The organism is Promicromonospora alba, from assembly GCF_042654905.1.
GTDB lineage: Bacteria > Actinomycetota > Actinomycetes > Actinomycetales > Cellulomonadaceae > Promicromonospora > Promicromonospora alba.
The window spans coordinates 539,625-553,996 of record NZ_JBHSFI010000001.1 but is presented as its reverse complement, the minus strand read 5'-3'; the positions used below and the strand labels follow the sequence as shown (position 1 = coordinate 553,996).

At 66.6% G+C, this 14,372-nt stretch carries 16 protein-coding genes and 1 pseudogene; 12 read left to right on the top strand and 5 right to left on the bottom strand.

Annotation, left to right across the window (positions count from 1 at the left end; all coding sequences use genetic code 11):
* Positions 1-292 precede the first annotated feature (292 nt).
* Positions 293-631, bottom strand: a complete 339-nt coding sequence (locus tag ACFO6V_RS02560; RefSeq protein ID WP_377131863.1) for a hypothetical protein — start codon at positions 629-631, stop codon at positions 293-295.
* A gap of 1 nt (position 632) precedes the next feature.
* Here ACFO6V_RS02560 and ACFO6V_RS02555 point away from each other — a divergent pair, with 1 nt between their 5' ends.
* The 7 genes and pseudogenes from ACFO6V_RS02555 to ACFO6V_RS02525 all read left to right on the top strand — a co-directional run.
* Entirely contained in the window at positions 633-1,049 is a 417-nt protein-coding gene (locus ACFO6V_RS02555; RefSeq protein ID WP_377131861.1) for a DUF6183 family protein, read from the top strand.
* 110 nt (positions 1,050-1,159) lie between these two features.
* A complete protein-coding gene (locus tag ACFO6V_RS02550; RefSeq protein WP_377131859.1) occupies positions 1,160-1,609 on the top strand; it encodes a hypothetical protein in 450 nt (149 codons plus the stop codon).
* Between the two features lie 133 nt (positions 1,610-1,742).
* Positions 1,743-2,195 carry a hypothetical protein gene (locus ACFO6V_RS02545; protein WP_377131857.1) on the top strand — a complete coding sequence of 151 codons (453 nt, stop codon included), beginning with the start codon at positions 1,743-1,745 and terminating at the stop codon, positions 2,193-2,195.
* Positions 2,196-2,339: 144 nt separating this feature from the next.
* The gene (locus tag ACFO6V_RS02540) at positions 2,340-3,263 is read left to right on the top strand and encodes a hypothetical protein (protein ID WP_377131855.1); all 924 of its coding nucleotides are present in this window, start codon (positions 2,340-2,342) and stop codon (positions 3,261-3,263) included.
* Positions 3,264-3,333: 70 nt separating this feature from the next.
* A complete protein-coding gene (locus ACFO6V_RS02535) occupies positions 3,334-4,467 on the top strand; it encodes a peptidoglycan-binding protein (protein ID WP_377131853.1) in 1,134 nt (377 codons plus the stop codon).
* Entirely contained in the window at positions 4,464-5,660 is a 1,197-nt protein-coding gene (locus ACFO6V_RS02530) for an ABC transporter permease (RefSeq protein ID WP_377131851.1), read from the top strand. Before ACFO6V_RS02535 ends, ACFO6V_RS02530 begins: the two co-directional genes overlap by 4 nt.
* Before the next feature lie 133 nt (positions 5,661-5,793).
* A pseudogene (locus ACFO6V_RS02525) lies at positions 5,794-6,252 on the top strand (TrmH family RNA methyltransferase); the annotation flags it as partial.
* 35 nt (positions 6,253-6,287) lie between these two features.
* On the opposite strand, the gene ACFO6V_RS02520 reads toward ACFO6V_RS02525, so the two are convergent.
* The 3 genes from ACFO6V_RS02520 to ACFO6V_RS02510 form a co-directional block, all read right to left on the bottom strand.
* On the bottom strand, positions 6,288-6,923 hold the full coding sequence (locus ACFO6V_RS02520) for a small multidrug efflux protein (protein ID WP_377131849.1): 636 nt from the start codon (positions 6,921-6,923) through the stop codon (positions 6,288-6,290).
* Between the two features lie 75 nt (positions 6,924-6,998).
* The gene (locus tag ACFO6V_RS02515; protein WP_377131846.1) at positions 6,999-7,721 is read right to left on the bottom strand and encodes a GOLPH3/VPS74 family protein; all 723 of its coding nucleotides are present in this window, start codon (positions 7,719-7,721) and stop codon (positions 6,999-7,001) included.
* On the bottom strand, positions 7,718-8,500 hold the full coding sequence (locus ACFO6V_RS02510) for a helix-turn-helix domain-containing protein (RefSeq protein ID WP_377131844.1): 783 nt from the start codon (positions 8,498-8,500) through the stop codon (positions 7,718-7,720). The genes ACFO6V_RS02515 and ACFO6V_RS02510 overlap by 4 nt, the downstream gene beginning before the upstream one ends.
* 131 nt (positions 8,501-8,631) lie before the next feature.
* Between ACFO6V_RS02510 and ACFO6V_RS02505 the strand changes: the two genes are divergently transcribed.
* The 3 genes from ACFO6V_RS02505 (at position 8,632) to ACFO6V_RS02495 (ending at position 10,149) form a co-directional block, all read left to right on the top strand.
* Positions 8,632-9,159, top strand: coding sequence for an AAA family ATPase (locus ACFO6V_RS02505; RefSeq protein ID WP_377131842.1), 528 nt, complete (start codon positions 8,632-8,634; stop codon positions 9,157-9,159).
* A gap of 24 nt (positions 9,160-9,183) precedes the next feature.
* Complete coding sequence (locus tag ACFO6V_RS02500) at positions 9,184-9,666, top strand: hypothetical protein (RefSeq protein ID WP_377131840.1); 483 nt, start codon at positions 9,184-9,186, stop codon at positions 9,664-9,666.
* Between the two features lie 78 nt (positions 9,667-9,744).
* Entirely contained in the window at positions 9,745-10,149 is a 405-nt protein-coding gene (locus ACFO6V_RS02495; RefSeq protein WP_377131838.1) for a DUF1761 domain-containing protein, read from the top strand.
* Positions 10,150-10,181: 32 nt separating this feature from the next.
* Here the strand turns inward: ACFO6V_RS02495 and ACFO6V_RS02490 are convergent, their stop codons facing one another.
* Entirely contained in the window at positions 10,182-11,102 is a 921-nt protein-coding gene (locus tag ACFO6V_RS02490) for an MHYT domain-containing protein (RefSeq protein WP_377131836.1), read from the bottom strand.
* Between the two features lie 203 nt (positions 11,103-11,305).
* On the opposite strand from ACFO6V_RS02490, the gene ACFO6V_RS02485 reads away from it, so the two are divergent.
* Positions 11,306-12,283 carry a siderophore-interacting protein gene (locus tag ACFO6V_RS02485; protein WP_377131834.1) on the top strand — a complete coding sequence of 326 codons (978 nt, stop codon included), beginning with the start codon at positions 11,306-11,308 and terminating at the stop codon, positions 12,281-12,283.
* 85 nt (positions 12,284-12,368) lie between these two features.
* Positions 12,369-14,372, top strand: coding sequence for a VWA domain-containing protein (locus ACFO6V_RS02480; protein WP_377131832.1), 2,004 nt, complete (start codon positions 12,369-12,371; stop codon positions 14,370-14,372).

The window sequence follows — 14,372 nt, the reverse complement described above, 5'->3', positions numbered from 1 at the left end:
CTCCAGATCTTGTTCCCGTAATTGTCAGAAGCGGCGTCCCACGTCACGGTGGCACTGGTCGAACTGACGTCACCTACGGCAGTAAAGCCCTGCAAAGACATCGGTGTCGCATCGGCTCTCCTCTTCGATATGCCCGGTCCGTGTGATCGGTGGAGTCCAGGGTGTGCGCGACGGCGATCAGGATCGTGGTGAGCGACTGTGCAACGGGTCGCAGATCTCAGCAGGACAGGCACCACCCTCCCGGGCTCGCCTTGCAAGAACCTTGCAGAATTCTTGAACACCGGCCTCAGCCTCAGTTCTTCGGGTGGCGAGCAGCCCGGCCTGACCGGTTCGTCCGATTTGTTGTTTGGTGCTGGTTGGGCGTGCTTCGCGTGCGAGTGTCGCTGCGCGCGCCGGTCCCGGTCGGTGTAGTGCGCCGCCGTTCCTCTCGGCGGGTTCGTGGGGACGTCGTCGTCCTGGTCAGGACCTCGGTGATGGTCCAGCCGATGGTCCACGCGACCCGGCGGCGGAAGTGGTTCAGCGCTTCGAGGTGGGCGATCGCGTCGTGGGACGCGCCGGCGCCGTCGATCCGCACCAGGATCTTGGTGTGCTTGTTCTCGTCGGGGACCTGGACCAGAACCTGGTCGGTCACCGTGACGTGGTCGGCGGCCGTGTTGCTGCCCGAGTTCCCGGGCCGCGACCTGCTCGCCCGCGCCGCACCCGCGTTCCTCGCCGACGGAGACGCCCGCACACTCCAGGCGATCCCGGTCACTCGCCGGCAGATCTGGACCAGGCTCTACCAAGCCGGCAGCGGTTCCAGCTTCTACGGGCCCCGTCAAGGCGGCGCCCACGGGAGGCTGCACGCCTGGCAGGCGATCGCCGCGCTCGCCGCAGCGCCTACCGCGGCAACCCCCGACGACGTCGCGACCCTGGCCCGCGCCTGCCGATGGTTCGCCCTGGACATCACCAGCGCCTGGTTCTGGGGCGTGTGGTGGCTCTCCGACGTCACGCTGGCTTGCGTCGGCCCCGAACCGGAACGCGTGCACGTCCGAACGGTGACATTTCCTTGATGTTCTCGAGCGGACTTGCAAACAATGGGGACGCGAGAGCAGAAGAGAAAGGCCGGCCGACCGGAGTCCTATTCCGGTCGGCCGGGAGACCGAATCTCGAAAGGACGGTCATGTCCATGACCTCAAGTGGTATCGGCGCCATCATGCGCCGGGGATCTCAAGTGATGTTCACCCTGATCGTGGGCTTCGTGCTGACGCTCGGCGGCGCGCAGGTAGCGTCGGCCGCTGACTATGACAGCCACTGCGATCTCGGTGAGGGGTGCCAGTACCGAATCGCCGGAGCCGACGGAGAACACTGGGGCACTGGTGGGCAAGTAGACACTGTCGCCGACGTGTACGACTACTACACCTACAACTACAAGGAAAACGGCTCGTCGAACGGAATCATCGCGAACGACAAGGCATCAAAGCTCTGGTGCCGTGGACGGACCCACAACTGCAGGTGGTTTGAGGACAAGTCTCATGAGGGATGGAGCGTAAAGGTCCTCAAGGGCAATTCCAAGGACATCGAAGGGACGTCCCAAGACAATAGAATATCGTCGCTCGGCTGGTACCAGTAGTAGGACTCTGGTCGGTGGCGTCTCGCTGCGGTTGCCTGCTGAGACCGTGGAGGAGCAAGAGCAAAAGTGAAAGCCCGGCCGACCGGAGCCCTGTTCCGGTCGGCCGGGAAGGCCGAATCTCGAAAGGACGGTCATGTCCATGACCTCAAGCGGTATCGGTGCCATCATGCGCCGGGGATCTCAAGTGATGTTCACCCTGATCGTGGGCTTCGTGCTGACGCTCGGCGGCGCGCAGGCAGCGTCGGCCGTTGACTATGACAGCCACTGCGATCGCGGTGAGGGGTGCCAGTACCGAATCGCCGGTGCCGACGGAGAACACTGGGGCACTGGTGGGCAAGTGGATTCTGTCGATGTAGTCGCGGATTATTCCCGGCTCAACTACAAGGAAGACGGTAGTTCGAACGGGATCAACTCGAATGACAAGGCTTCTAAACTGTGGTGCCGTGGAAATTCCTACAACTGCAAGTTCTCGGAAGATAGCTACTATGGTGGCTGGAGTGTAAATCTTCTCAAAGGGCAGTCCCGAGACATTGAAGGGACGTCCTTCGACAACAAGATATCGTCGCTAGGTTGGTATTCTACGTGATCGGTCCCTGATCTCTCGGCGACTGTAACTGTAGGAGTCAACATTACGTGCGTGAGTGGATAGGGGAGTCTGTCTCCTATCCACTCACGCGGTTTTAGAGGGTGAATGAAGAACAAATGTTTCAGGGCCATTTCGATGTTGACCGTGAGTGCTACATTGCTGACGTCGTGTGCCACTGGTGCGGAGCAGCCTGAAATTAACATCGAGGAGACGGAGCTCGCGAGTGTCTACGATGGCAACTGGCCGCTCGTCGAGCATGTTCAGCTTGATATTTTCCAATCGATGATGGCTCGTGCGCAGACGATGATGATTTCTGCTTGTATGGCAGAGTACGGATTCGACTACGAAACTGGTCAGGAGTCCACTGATCCTGCTCCGCTCCATGGATTGAAATACGGAGTTGAGTCTGTTGATGTCGTCAGTGAGTTCGGGTACGTAAGTCCGTCGTTGATCGAAGATGCAAAAGTCACAGATGGCACGAATCTGACCGAGGACGAGGAGCTTCTTCTGTATGGAAGCGAGACGCCAAGCATGGATGATCTAGAACTGGGCGGCGGTCAATTCGACCCGGTAACCCTGGGTGGAATGAAGATCCCAGCAGGCGGATGCATAACATGGGCATCACTTCAGTTGGAAGACGAGAATACGCCGCCGGGGATCGGTGCCCGCACAGGTGAAGTTGATCTGCCCAACAGATTGATTTGGGAGGCCGACGACATGTTCAAGGCCGATGAGCGGGTTGATGATATCAATGAGGAGTGGTCCGTGTGTATGGGGGAGAGTGGGTATGACTACAATTCCTGGGAGGAGCCGAGGGAGGGTTTTGAGAGAGATATCAATTCCAGCCCGTCGGAGCTTGAGGTGAACACCGCCATCGCCGATGTGAATTGTAAGCAGGATATCAATATGGTCGGCAGGCTGTTCGCGATCGAAGCGGGATACCAGCAGTACCTCCTCGATGAGAACGCGGCTGAGCTTGATGAGTACAGAACCTGGATGTCAGATGCCATCCGGCGGTATGAGCAGATAATCTCGACTGGCGGGAATGGAAGCTCGCCACTTGAGTGAACGGTGAATCTGAGATTGCTGGGCTGAGGCGCCGTGGCTACTACTCGCACTTGGAAATGGACTATCGGACATGAAAGCCCGTGAATCTGGACGTCGAGGAAAGATCCTTCTCGTTGCGCTTGTGGTCTGTGTGTCGCTCACGTCCTCCGCATTTTGGTTGGGGCAGCAGATCAAGTCCCCCGAGCAGCGGGCGGCAGAAGCGGATCCCCCGGAATACACCGAGGTGACAGCGGTCGTGGAGTCCAGGACGCTGATGGATTCGGTGCAGATCCGTGGCAGTGTCGCCTATGAATCAGGGGCGAGAGTCGACGCGGGAGAGGTCGCAGGTGCCGGCCGTCTGGTAGTCACCGACATAGGGGTCGGCGCCGGCGACGAGGTGAAAAGCGGGCAGGTGCTCGTCGAGGTAGCGGAGCGTCCAATATTGGTGTTGGAGGGTGAGATCAGTGCCTTCCGCGACTTGGCGCCCGGCCTGGAGGGTGACGACGTAGCCCAACTGCAAGCCGCGCTGACAGAGCTCGGGCACTCGATAGGGGATCAAGAGGGGCACTACGGCGCCTCCACCGCGTCGGCAGTACGTTCGCTCTACGCCGAGCTCGGGTACGACGCCATTGAAGCAGGGGACGGTGCCGTGTCCGGGCCGATGGTGCCGCTGTCCGAGATCGTCTTCGCCGTCGATCTCCCAGTCACAGTCGACGCGGTGTCGGTCACGGTGAACGACGTGGTCGCACCGGGGGAACCGCTCCTGTCGCTGGCTCAGGGCAATCTCGGGGTGGGCGGGGAGGTGAGCCTGCTGGACGCCGAGGAAATCGAGCCGGGCATGAAGGTTCTGCTGTCGGCGGATGGCGAAGAACTCGAAGGCGCGGTGGCCGCGATCGAAATGCCCGAGACCGAACCAGAGGAACTCGCCGACGGAGGAGAAGGCGGTGAGGTGCCGGTTCTGCACGTGCGGGCGGAAGTCCCGCCGGAGTGGCAAGAGGCAGAAGTCTGGCTGACAGTCGTGCTCTCCGAAACCGATGGGGACGTCATGGCGGTACCGCAGACGGCCGTGTACACCTCAGCGGACGGCGCGACCTCAGTACTGCGAAAGGCCTCCGACGGGTCCGAAAAGGTCCCCGTCGAACTCGGCTCCACCGGTGATGGCTATATACAGGTGATCGCCCCCGACCTGGCGGTCGGCGACACGGTAGTGGTGGGGCAGCGGTGAAGGCTGTCGGCAGAGTCAAAGTCGTCGACCTCCTGGGTGAGGCGGTCGCGGCGATGCTGGGGAAGCCGATGCGGGCCGCCTTGACGGCACTCGGGACCGTGCTGGGGGTCGGCACCTTCGTGGCCGTCCTGGGCCTCACCTCCACCGCCACCGGGCAGATCTCCGAACGATTCGACGCGATGAAAGCGACCGAAGTTGTCGTATCCGACAAGTCTTCGAGTATCGGGGCGGACGATGTACCGTTCGGGCCGGAGGCCGTCGACCGGGCGCTGGAGATCGATGGGGCCTTGGCGGCGGGTGTGTACGCCCCGGGCGGTGATGCGACAGTCTCCGGCAATGTGTCGGCGCACACCGGAGGAGTGGTGGGGCTGGTCGCCGCCAGCCCGGAGGCATTGCGGATCGTGAACCCGCACCTCGTCGCCGGGCGCCTGTTCGACCAGGGCCACGAGTCGCGGCGGGAGAAGACCACGCTGTTGTCCAGCTCGGTCGCGAACCAGCTGGGTGTCAACGACCTCTCCGCCCAACCGGCCGTGTTCATCGACGGCACGGCCTTCACCGTCATCGGGATCTATGACGACGTCGAGCGTCGAGTCGACGAGATGCTGCTGTCCGCGGTCGTCCCGCTCGCCGCTGACGAAGATCTACGCGGAGAACACACGATCGCCCGATCACTTCTGGTCGAGACCCGCAACGGTGCCGCCCCCAGGGTCGCCGAGCAGTTGGCGGTCGCGCTCGACCCTGCACGGCCGGACCGCTACGAAGTCCCCGCCGTATACGACCCCACCCGACTATCTGATGAGGTGAGTACCGATCTCGGCGTGTTGTTTCTCGCGCTGGCGGGCATTTGCCTGCTGATTGGTCTAGTGGGGATCGCCAACACGACGTTGGTGGCGGTGACCGAACGGATCGGGGAGTACGGCCTCCGGAGAGCACTGGGGGCCAAGAGCCGGCATATCTTTGCTCAGGTCCTCGCTGAATCGGGGATGCTCGGCGGTATGGGCGGCATCGCGGGCGTGTCCATCGGGGTGTTCTCGGTGGTCGGGGTGGCCGTCTACAAGCAGTGGACCGCGGTCATGGATCCGTGGCTGGTATTCGCGGCCCCAGGCGTCGGCCTCGCCGTGGGGATCCTGGCCGGCTTGTGGCCGGCCTGGCGAGCCTCGCGAATCCAACCGGCGGATGCGCTGCGACGCTGAGATTCCCCTGCTCTCTTCGAGTGCCCAGCGCCTACCGTCTGCGTGTTGTCGGCCTCGGATATTCGGCTGCACAAGGGGTCAAGAGTGAGCCTGGCCAAGACCAGCCGACGTGCATCGACAGCATCTATCGCCCCTCGCGCGCTTGGAGCGAATTGCGACCCTTCTCAACGTCGGTGCCGGCATGCGCGCGTGCGCGGCCCTCGGGGTCGACGTCGTCCTGTTCACGCCGAGCTGCGCGGACCCGCTGTACCGGCGGGCCGTCCGGGTCTCGATGGGGACGGTCTTCCAGATCCCGTGGACGCGGATCGATCCCTGGCCCAGCGGTATCCAGACGTTGCACGAGCACGGCTTCGAGGTGGCGGCGCTCGCGCTGGAGGATGACTCGGTCTCGTTGGACGACCTCGTGGCCGATCCGCCCGAGAAGCTCGCGCTGGTCCTTGGCACGGAGGGCGACGGGCTCAAGGCGCGGACGATCGCGGAGTGCGACATGACGGTCCGGATCCCGATGTCCGGGGGAGTGGACTCGCTGAACGTGGCGTCGGCGGTGGCGGTCGCTGCGAAGGCCACGCGCGTGCCGCACGCTGATAGCTGAACCGCCGAGAGGGCGTCAGCGCGCCGCAAGCCTCTTCAGCCGACGTTGTAGATCACGAGCAGAGCGAGCCATGCGCTGACGGTCGAGGCCGCAGTCCAGAGGATGATCGCGATGCCCTGCCACAGCAGGACCCACGGCTTGGGCACGCCACCGGCGACCAGCAGCGCGGCGGTGAACTGGGTCGGCATCGCGAGGGGACCGAGAAGGCTCGCCCCGGGTACTCCGAACCGAGTGAGGTAACGCCGGAAACGTTCCTTGCCCTTCGATTCTGGCTTCTCCTTCGTCGGCGCCTCCTCAACCACCACGTCGCCGTCTGGCTCCGTCGAGCTGGCCGATACACGCACCGCTTCGCGCCGCGCACGCCGCGCGAGGGTCGCCGTACGTACGCGGCTGCTGAGGGTGACGATCAGGAAGACGCAGAGGAAGTTGCCGCCCGCTGCGGCGATCCCGGCAACGATGGGATTGAGGCCACCGAGCACACCGACCGTCGTTGCGAGCTCGCCCTCGACGAAGGGCACGGCGCCGGCCAGTGCAATGATCAGTGGCTGGATCACGTCTGGAACGGCTGCGACGAGATCCCGGAATCCCTGGACCAGTGGTTCGACCGGATTCATGGTGCTCTCTCTTTCAGCGATGATCTGCGCGCACTCGTCATCGGCGCGTGAGGGCATGCCACATGCGGGTGGTTCCCGGTGGGCGGTTGTGCAGAGTCGTTTGTCGACGCTGCGTCTTTCAGTGGTTGGTGATCAGTCGGGCTGCGTGAGCGTCGCGAGAGTCGTCGCGAACGCGGTTCCTACGATCTGCGCGACCAGGGAGCTCAGGATGATGTCGGAGGTGGCCTTCGCGCCCCAGTCACCGCGCTCGAGGTTCTTGCCGCTCGTGTAGACGTCACCGGACCAGGGGATGTCGGCGTGCATCGCGGCCAGATTCTTGCTCGCCGAGAGGAGCGCACCAAGCGTGGCCGTCCGGGTGTCAGGATCGGTGCCGTCCACCAATGTCGAACGAACCGGCCCAAGCAGCCGGTCGCGCGTGCCGGTGTCTCCGCCTCTGAGCACGTGAGTGGGAAATATGCCGAGGAGGCGGTGTGGCTCGTGGCGGATATCGCCTCGAGCAACGAGCCGGTTCAACGTGCTCTCTCTGGACCGGGTGCCGATGTCGACCACGAGCCCTCTGATCCCTGTCGTGGACTTCGGGACTCTTTCCCATGCTCCGCGTAGAAGCGTGTCTTCGGGACCGTGGCCGACGGCGCGAACACGGCGTTGTTCGTCGTCGAGCTCGATATGTCCTCGCGCGGCGAGCTCGATGAGGATCGCGCCGCCGAGCGTGTACATCAAGGACAACCCCTCACCTGCGATGGTGCCGCTGCGGGGATCGAACAGGAGGAGCATGACGGCCTCCGGCAGCGTCAGGTCCGCGCCCCGGGCATCGGCCGTGTCTCTCGGTAGAGGGCCTTCGGCTGCGCTCGTCACTTTGATCCTCCGTCGGTCGTGCCACGAGAGTGTGCGTCGCCATGGTCTGGGTCCGAGCCCGATGCCGAGCCGGCCGTAGCAATCGTGTGTGCTCGGCGCAGCACTTCGAGCTGGGCAGGGTGGTAGAGGTCGCCGATCGCCTGCGAGACCGTGCTGGCCGTGCGCTCGGCGCTGTGTGTCGAGAACTGAGCGGCGTCACCTACCACCGGAAAGGTGGCCTGTGCCGCGGCGAGCGGACCTGCCATTCGTTCGGCGAGGTCTTGTATCACCGCTTCGTCTGCGTCCACCGGGAGTGCGTCGAACTCGTCGTCAACGGGATCTCTGTGGCTCACCAGTTCACGGATCTCGCCCATGGCGCTCTCGTCGAGGACCTGCCCATAGATGAGGAGCATTGCGCGGTCGCTGTCCGAGAGGCTCTGCGTGACCGACTCGAATCCACGGGGAGCATCTATCGGGGCGCGGTGACGCAGAATGACTGCGAGCTCGGACCGAACTCGCTGGAGCCGTTCGATCGTCGCTGCGAGCTCCGCATCGATCAGCCGAATAGCTTCGTCCGGGACCTGGTCGGTGCGATCCATGGTGGCGATCTGTGCGAGCGGAAGCCCTAGGTCGCTGAGCCTCTTGATCTGCAGCAGCCGGACGAGGTGGGCCGTCTCGTACTGCTTGTACCCGTTCCCTGCGCGGTGCGGTTCATCGAGCAACCCCAGCGCGTGGTAGTGCCGTACAGCCTTGATCGTCGTACCTGCGAGGTCCGCGAGCTCACGTGTGCTCCAGGCCATTGTCCTCACCGTCCTTGCGTTGAGAACCAGTGGAAACTATGTCCTCGGGGCACAGTCAAGTCAGCGACTGAAAGGCGAGCGCGAGACGCCCACGGCGCGCTGGGCACAGGTCGTCCAACTACGCTGACCGTGTGCCCACGACGACCTCGCGAGCCCTGACAGGCACTCCCAGGACCCGCCTGGTGATCGTGCGCGGCCCCTCCGGTTCCGGCAAGAGCACCATCGCCCGGAAGCTGCGCGAGCAGATGGGGCGCGGCACCGCCCTCATCGAGCAGGACTACGTCCGCCGCACGCTGCTCTGGGAGAAAGACACCCCAGGAGCCCTCAACATCTCGCTCATCGACGCCGCGGCCCGCCATGCCATTGACGCGGGATACAGCGTCGTCGTCGAAGGGATCATGCACGAGGCCCGGTACGGCGACATGCTCCGTGGTCTCGTCGCCGACCACGCAGGAGAGAGCGCGGTCGTCTACCTCGACGTGCCGTTCGAGGAGACCGTGCGCCGGCACGCCGGACGGCCCCAGGCCACGCACTTCACGCCTGAGGAGATGGCCAGGTGGTGGGCACCGGACGACCGGCTCGGGCTCGACCACGAGATCGTCCTCGGAGCGGACACCACCGCTGAGGAAGCGATCGACCGTCTCCTCGGTGCTTTGTGACCAGATCCGAAGGACTCCAGCCGGATGCGTAGCCCGGCGACCTATCTCGATCGGGCGCTGGCGTCGGACGCGTCGCCGGACGAACTGCGCGAGCTGGCCCAGTGCCCGTACCCATTCGTCTGGCAGGCCCTTGCCGAGCGAACTGACGTGATGCCGGACGTGCTTGCTCTGATGGTGCACCGGAGTGACTCCGCCTGGAACGACAACGCCCTGCTCGTCGCCATCGCAGTCACACCGCAGGCGAACCGCGCGGTACTGCTCGCCGTGCTGCAGCGCGTCATGGATCTCCTTGGCAGCGGCGAGCGGCCGTTCGCCGCGGGCCTGGCATTGGCGGCTCGTGTCGAACTGACCCGCGATGAGGCGGCCCGTCTGTTGGACGCGCCCGGCGGCTCCCGACGTTTCCGGACCGGGCTCCGGGCACAGTTAGCAGCCCGCCCGGCAGTTCGCCCGGCATCCGGTCCAGTATCGGAGGAGTCTGCGGCTGCGGAAGGAATGGGAGCCACCTAGGCTGCGTCTCGCAGAGGGCATCCGGTCAGTCGTGAGTGATCAGCCGTGAGTGCGCTCCGACAGGCAAGGAACCGCGTCATGGAGATCAACTGGCTGGCCACCGCGCTCGCCCTCGTGGTCGGCATGGTGGTGGCGGGAGTCTGGTACGGCAATGTCTTCTTGGCCGTCTGGCAGAAGCTGACGGGCATCCCGCCGGAGGACTCCAAGAAGGCCAGCAGAAAGAACACGCTCCAGCTCCTCGTCGCGAACGGCGTGACGGCGGTGGGGCTGTCGGCCGGCGTCGCGGTCGCGTCGGCGGCGTTCGACGACGACTCGGTCTGGCTGGCGTTGCTCGTCGGTTTCGTGGCGTGGCTGACGTTCTCGGCAAGCACGCTCCTCCAGCACAACGCCTTCGAGCTGAAGCCGCCGAAGCTGACGCTCGTCAACTGCAGCTACCAGCTGGTGCTGTTCCTTGCCATGGCGCTGGTGATCGGGCTGCTGTAGCCAGACAGCCCGCACCAGCGCCACACCGGCCCTCAGAGCAGCTGGGACCTGCGCCGCGGCTCCGCCGCCTCGCGCTGGATCTCCTCCTGCCGCCCCTGCCAGCCCTTGAACTTCTCCTGCGCCTCGAGCTCGGCGGCGCTCGGCGCCAGGCCGACCACCAGGAGCAGCAGAATCGTGCTGATCGTGACCCCGATGATCAGGGGACCGAGCAGCGCGGCGACGGAGACACCGCCGTCGGGCACGATGACGGTGCCGGTGACCACCTCCGCCCGCATGGCGGCCATACCCGTGTAGTGCATGCCGGAGACGGCGACACCCATGATGATCGTGGCGCCGACGCCCGCGGCGAAGTTGTGCACCTTCGCCGAGAGCCAGAGGCCCGCGGTGGCGGCGACGATGCCGACGAGCACCGACATGAAGACGGTGGGGATGTCGTAGGTGACCTCGACGCCCACGTGCAGGGCACGCATGCCGAGGTAGTGCATCGCCGAGATACCCAGCCCGGTGACGGTGCCGCCGGCGACGAGCGTGAACGGCCCGACGCCCGCCGTCCGGATGATGAAGAGGCCGAGCCCCACCACCGCGATGGCGAGCAGGCCGCTCGCGATCGTCAGGGGGACGTCGAAGCGGGTCTCGGTGCCCCGGATGTGGAAACCGAGCATCGCGACGAAGTGCATCACCCAGATGCCGGTGCCCCCGATGGAGACGGCGCCGAGGGCGAGCCAGCCGATGCTCGCGATGCCGTGCGAGACCCGCGCTCGCGCCGTGCAGGTCAGGCCGACTGCGCACCCGGCGCACGAGAGCAGGAACGAGAGGATGGGCGTGACCCAGCCCAGCGCGAAGTGGTCGATCATGGTGAGGCTCTCCAGCGAGTACGAGGGAAGCGTGTGGCCTGCCGAGACGATGGGCGGCCGACGGCGCGCCAGATCGTCGTCCAGGCCGATCGGTACCAAGTAAAGAGGTCAGAGGGGCAAGATGCACCCTTTGTACAGGGTTAATTTCCTACTGACAGGGGTGATCTTCCTGGAACCTGGTCATCCTGTTTCACACTCATGAACCATTCGTGGTAAACCACGGCGAGATGCCTGGTCACGGTGCTGTCCGGTGCCCGGAAGGGGTGGCACAGGGCAGGCAAAGTTAGGTTAGGCTCACCGTCGTGACCACCCAGACCGAGGGGCTCGAAGCCAAGCCCTCGCGAATGTTCGACGTCGAGGTAGCGCGCGTGACGCGCCTGTGCCCGTCCTTCGTCCGCTTCACGTTCCGCGGGCCGGACCTGGACAAGTTCGCCGACAACGGCCGCGACCAGCGCATCAAGCTCCTCCTCCCGTCCGCCCGTGGCGGCTGGGACGCCCTGCGCCGCGACGACCCCGACTGGTACGCCGCCTGGCGCTCGCTCCCGGACGAGCACCGCAACCCGATGCGCACCTACACGGTCCGCACGGTCCGCCAGGACCTGCGCGAGGTCGACGTCGACGTCGTGATGCACGGTGACACCGGGCCGGCGTCGCGCTGGGCGCTCAACGCGGCCGCGGGCGACCCGCTCGTCATCATGGGCCCCAACGCCGAGTACGACGGCATCCACGGTGGCGTCGAGTTCGCCCCGCCGTCGTCGAGCCACGCGCTGCTGCTGGCCGGTGACGAGACCGCTGTGCCCGCCATCGCCGCGATCTGCGAGTCGCTGCCCGCCGACGCCGTCGGCGAGGTCTTCCTCGAGGTGCCGCACCCCGAGGACGGCTGGACGCTCGGCGCCCCCGAGGGCGTGCGCGTGCACTGGCTGGCGCGCGACGGGCGTGAGCACGGTGAGGTGCTGATCCCCGCGGTGCAGGACGCCGCCGACCGGCTGCTCGCGATGGGTGTCCGCCCGTCGTCGGATACCACGCCCGCGCTGACCGCCGCCGGGGTGGACCTGTCCGCCGAGATGGACGACGTCGACATCGACACCGGGATCCTCTGGGAGGTGCCGGTCGACGAGGCGGGCCGCCCCCTGGCGCAGGACACCGTGCTGTACGCGTGGCTCGCGGGTGAGGCCGGCGTCATCAAGACGCTGCGCCGCTACCTGGTGAGCGAGTGCCAGGTGGACCGCAAGTCCGTGGCCTTCATGGGTTACTGGCGCAAGGGCCGCGCGGAGAACTGACCGCGGTAGCCCTCGATATCGCGCCGACCCCGCAAAAGGCGAGGTCAGTGTGGTAAATATCGGACCCTGACGTTCGGGAGGACGTATGGGTGCGACGGGGCAGCCTGCAAAGAAGACCGAACGCCGGGAGGGTTCCCGGCCGTGGTGGGGGGACCACCGGACGACGGTGTTCGCCGTGTTCGGGACGGTCGCCGGCATCTGCACCGCCGCGATGGGCGTCGTTGACCGGGGCACGCAGATCGTCCTGCTGGTCGTGTCCGTCGGGCTCTTCCTGGCCGGACTGGCCGGGCTCGTCCGGGTGCGGACGTACGCGCGCTGGTTCGCGGCGGCATGGGCGTGGGCGAAGGGTCACCGGATCCTCGTCGCCGTGGTGACGGTGGCGGTGCTGGCCGGCTCGACGGGCGCGGCGGTGGCGCTGCAGTCGGCCCGGTCCTGCGAGGACCCGACCGAGGTGGCGGTGATGGTCCCGGAGGAGGGCGCCGCCGGCTTCGCGGCGGTGGCGGACGCCTTCGAGCGGGACTCGGTCACGCCGTTCTCCTGTCCCCGGTACCACGTGACCACGTTCGGCATGGGGTGGCCCGCGCTCCGCGCCGCCTTCGAGTCGGGCTGGGGTGCTGCGGCAGGCCAGGACGGCGCGGCCTCGCTGGACCTCGGGCCCCGGCCGGACGTATGGCTGGCGGAGTCGATGGCACAGGCGGACATCGTGGCTCCTGGCCGCACGGGCAACGGCTTCACGGTCACCGACCGGACGCTCGTGGCGGGCTCGCCGCTGGTTCTCGCGGTGCCGGAGCCGCACGCGCAGGCCCTGAGCGCGACGACAAAACCTGGCGACTCCACCCAGGAGCTGATGGCGGCGGCCGGGGCGGCGGGGCTCGACGTCGTCCGGGCCAACCCGGACGCGTCCTTCGCCGCCGCGCTGCACACCGAGCGGCTCTACGCCGCGTTCGGGAGCGGCGGGGCCGAGGCCGAGGCGCAGCAGGCACTGGAGCTCGACCTGGGGCACGCTCTCGAGCGGGCGGGGCTGCCGCTCGGGACCGACGCCGCGCTGCTGTGCCGGCTCGACGAGCTGTCCGCGGCCGAGCCGCCCCGGGTGGCGGTGCTGACCAGCGAGCGCGCGATGGTGCACCGCGGCACCGCGTGCCCGGCCTCGGCTGCCGGTGGGGACGCCGCCCTGGTCCCGTTCTACCCGGAGTCCGCCGTCGGCCTCGACTACCGGGCCGTGGAGCTGACCTGGGCCGACGCCGAGCCGTCCGGGCGCAGGGCCGATGCGGCGGCGGCCTTCGTCGAGTGGCTCGGGGCGAGCGACGGGCAGGAGGCGCTCGACCGGCGGGCGGGCGTGCGCGGCGTGCACGGCCGTCCGCCGTCGGGCGACGACGGGCCGTTGCCCGGGCTGCCGGACGCGGTGGTCAAGCCTGGTGCCGGGATCGTCGCGGACACCCGCGTGAAGTCGATGGAGGAGCAGTACCGTGCGGCTCGTCGTCCGGCGCGGGTCCTGGTGCTGGTGGACTCGTCGGGCTCCATGGGCAGGCCGGCGGACGGCGACCGGCTGCGTATCGACGTCGCCGAACGCGGTGTGCTGGGTGCGCTCAGCCATCTCGGCGGCTCCGACGAGGTGGGTATCTGGTCGTTCTCCGGGAATGCCGGGTCGAGCCCGCGGGCGGTCCTGGACGTGACCGGCAGCGAGGAGGCCGCGCGCGAGGCGCCGGACCTGCTGCGCGACGAGCTGCGGCCCGAGGGCGCCACCCCCCTCTACGACGCGATAGCCGCCACGACGTCGGAGCTGGTCCGGCTGGACCCGGACGGCGCCTCCCGCAGGCACCTCACCGCGCTGATCGTCCTGACCGACGGGGAGAACCACCCGGGTGCCGGACCCGGTGCGGAGCTGACGGCGTCGGACCTGATACGTTCCGCCCGCGCGGAGGACGCCGCAGGCGTGCGCGTCTACGTCGTGGCAGTGGGGGAGGCGTCGTGCCAGGTGAGCGACCTGCGGCGGATCGCTGCGGAGTGGGACGGCGAGTGCTGGGACAGCTCGTTCGGCGAGCTGGAGGGCACGCTGGCGGGCCTGTTCGGTCAGCTGGGAGGTCGGTGA

Excerpts from the sequence above, each read along its gene's own strand:
- ACFO6V_RS02500 (WP_377131840.1), top strand. The coding sequence starts at position 9,184 with ATGCGTAGCCCGGCGACCTATCTCGATCGGGCGCTGGCGTCGGACGCG.
- ACFO6V_RS02545 (WP_377131857.1), top strand. The coding sequence starts at position 1,743 with ATGTCCATGACCTCAAGCGGTATCGGTGCCATCATGCGCCGGGGATCT.
- ACFO6V_RS02520 (WP_377131849.1), bottom strand. The coding sequence starts at position 6,923 with ATGCCCTCACGCGCCGATGACGAGTGCGCGCAGATCATCGCTGAAAGA.
- ACFO6V_RS02480 (WP_377131832.1), top strand. The coding sequence starts at position 12,369 with ATGGGTGCGACGGGGCAGCCTGCAAAGAAGACCGAACGCCGGGAGGGT.
- ACFO6V_RS02510 (WP_377131844.1), bottom strand. The coding sequence starts at position 8,500 with ATGGCCTGGAGCACACGTGAGCTCGCGGACCTCGCAGGTACGACGATC.
- ACFO6V_RS02535 (WP_377131853.1), top strand. The coding sequence starts at position 3,334 with ATGAAAGCCCGTGAATCTGGACGTCGAGGAAAGATCCTTCTCGTTGCG.
- ACFO6V_RS02495 (WP_377131838.1), top strand. The coding sequence starts at position 9,745 with ATGGAGATCAACTGGCTGGCCACCGCGCTCGCCCTCGTGGTCGGCATG.
- ACFO6V_RS02550 (WP_377131859.1), top strand. The coding sequence starts at position 1,160 with ATGTCCATGACCTCAAGTGGTATCGGCGCCATCATGCGCCGGGGATCT.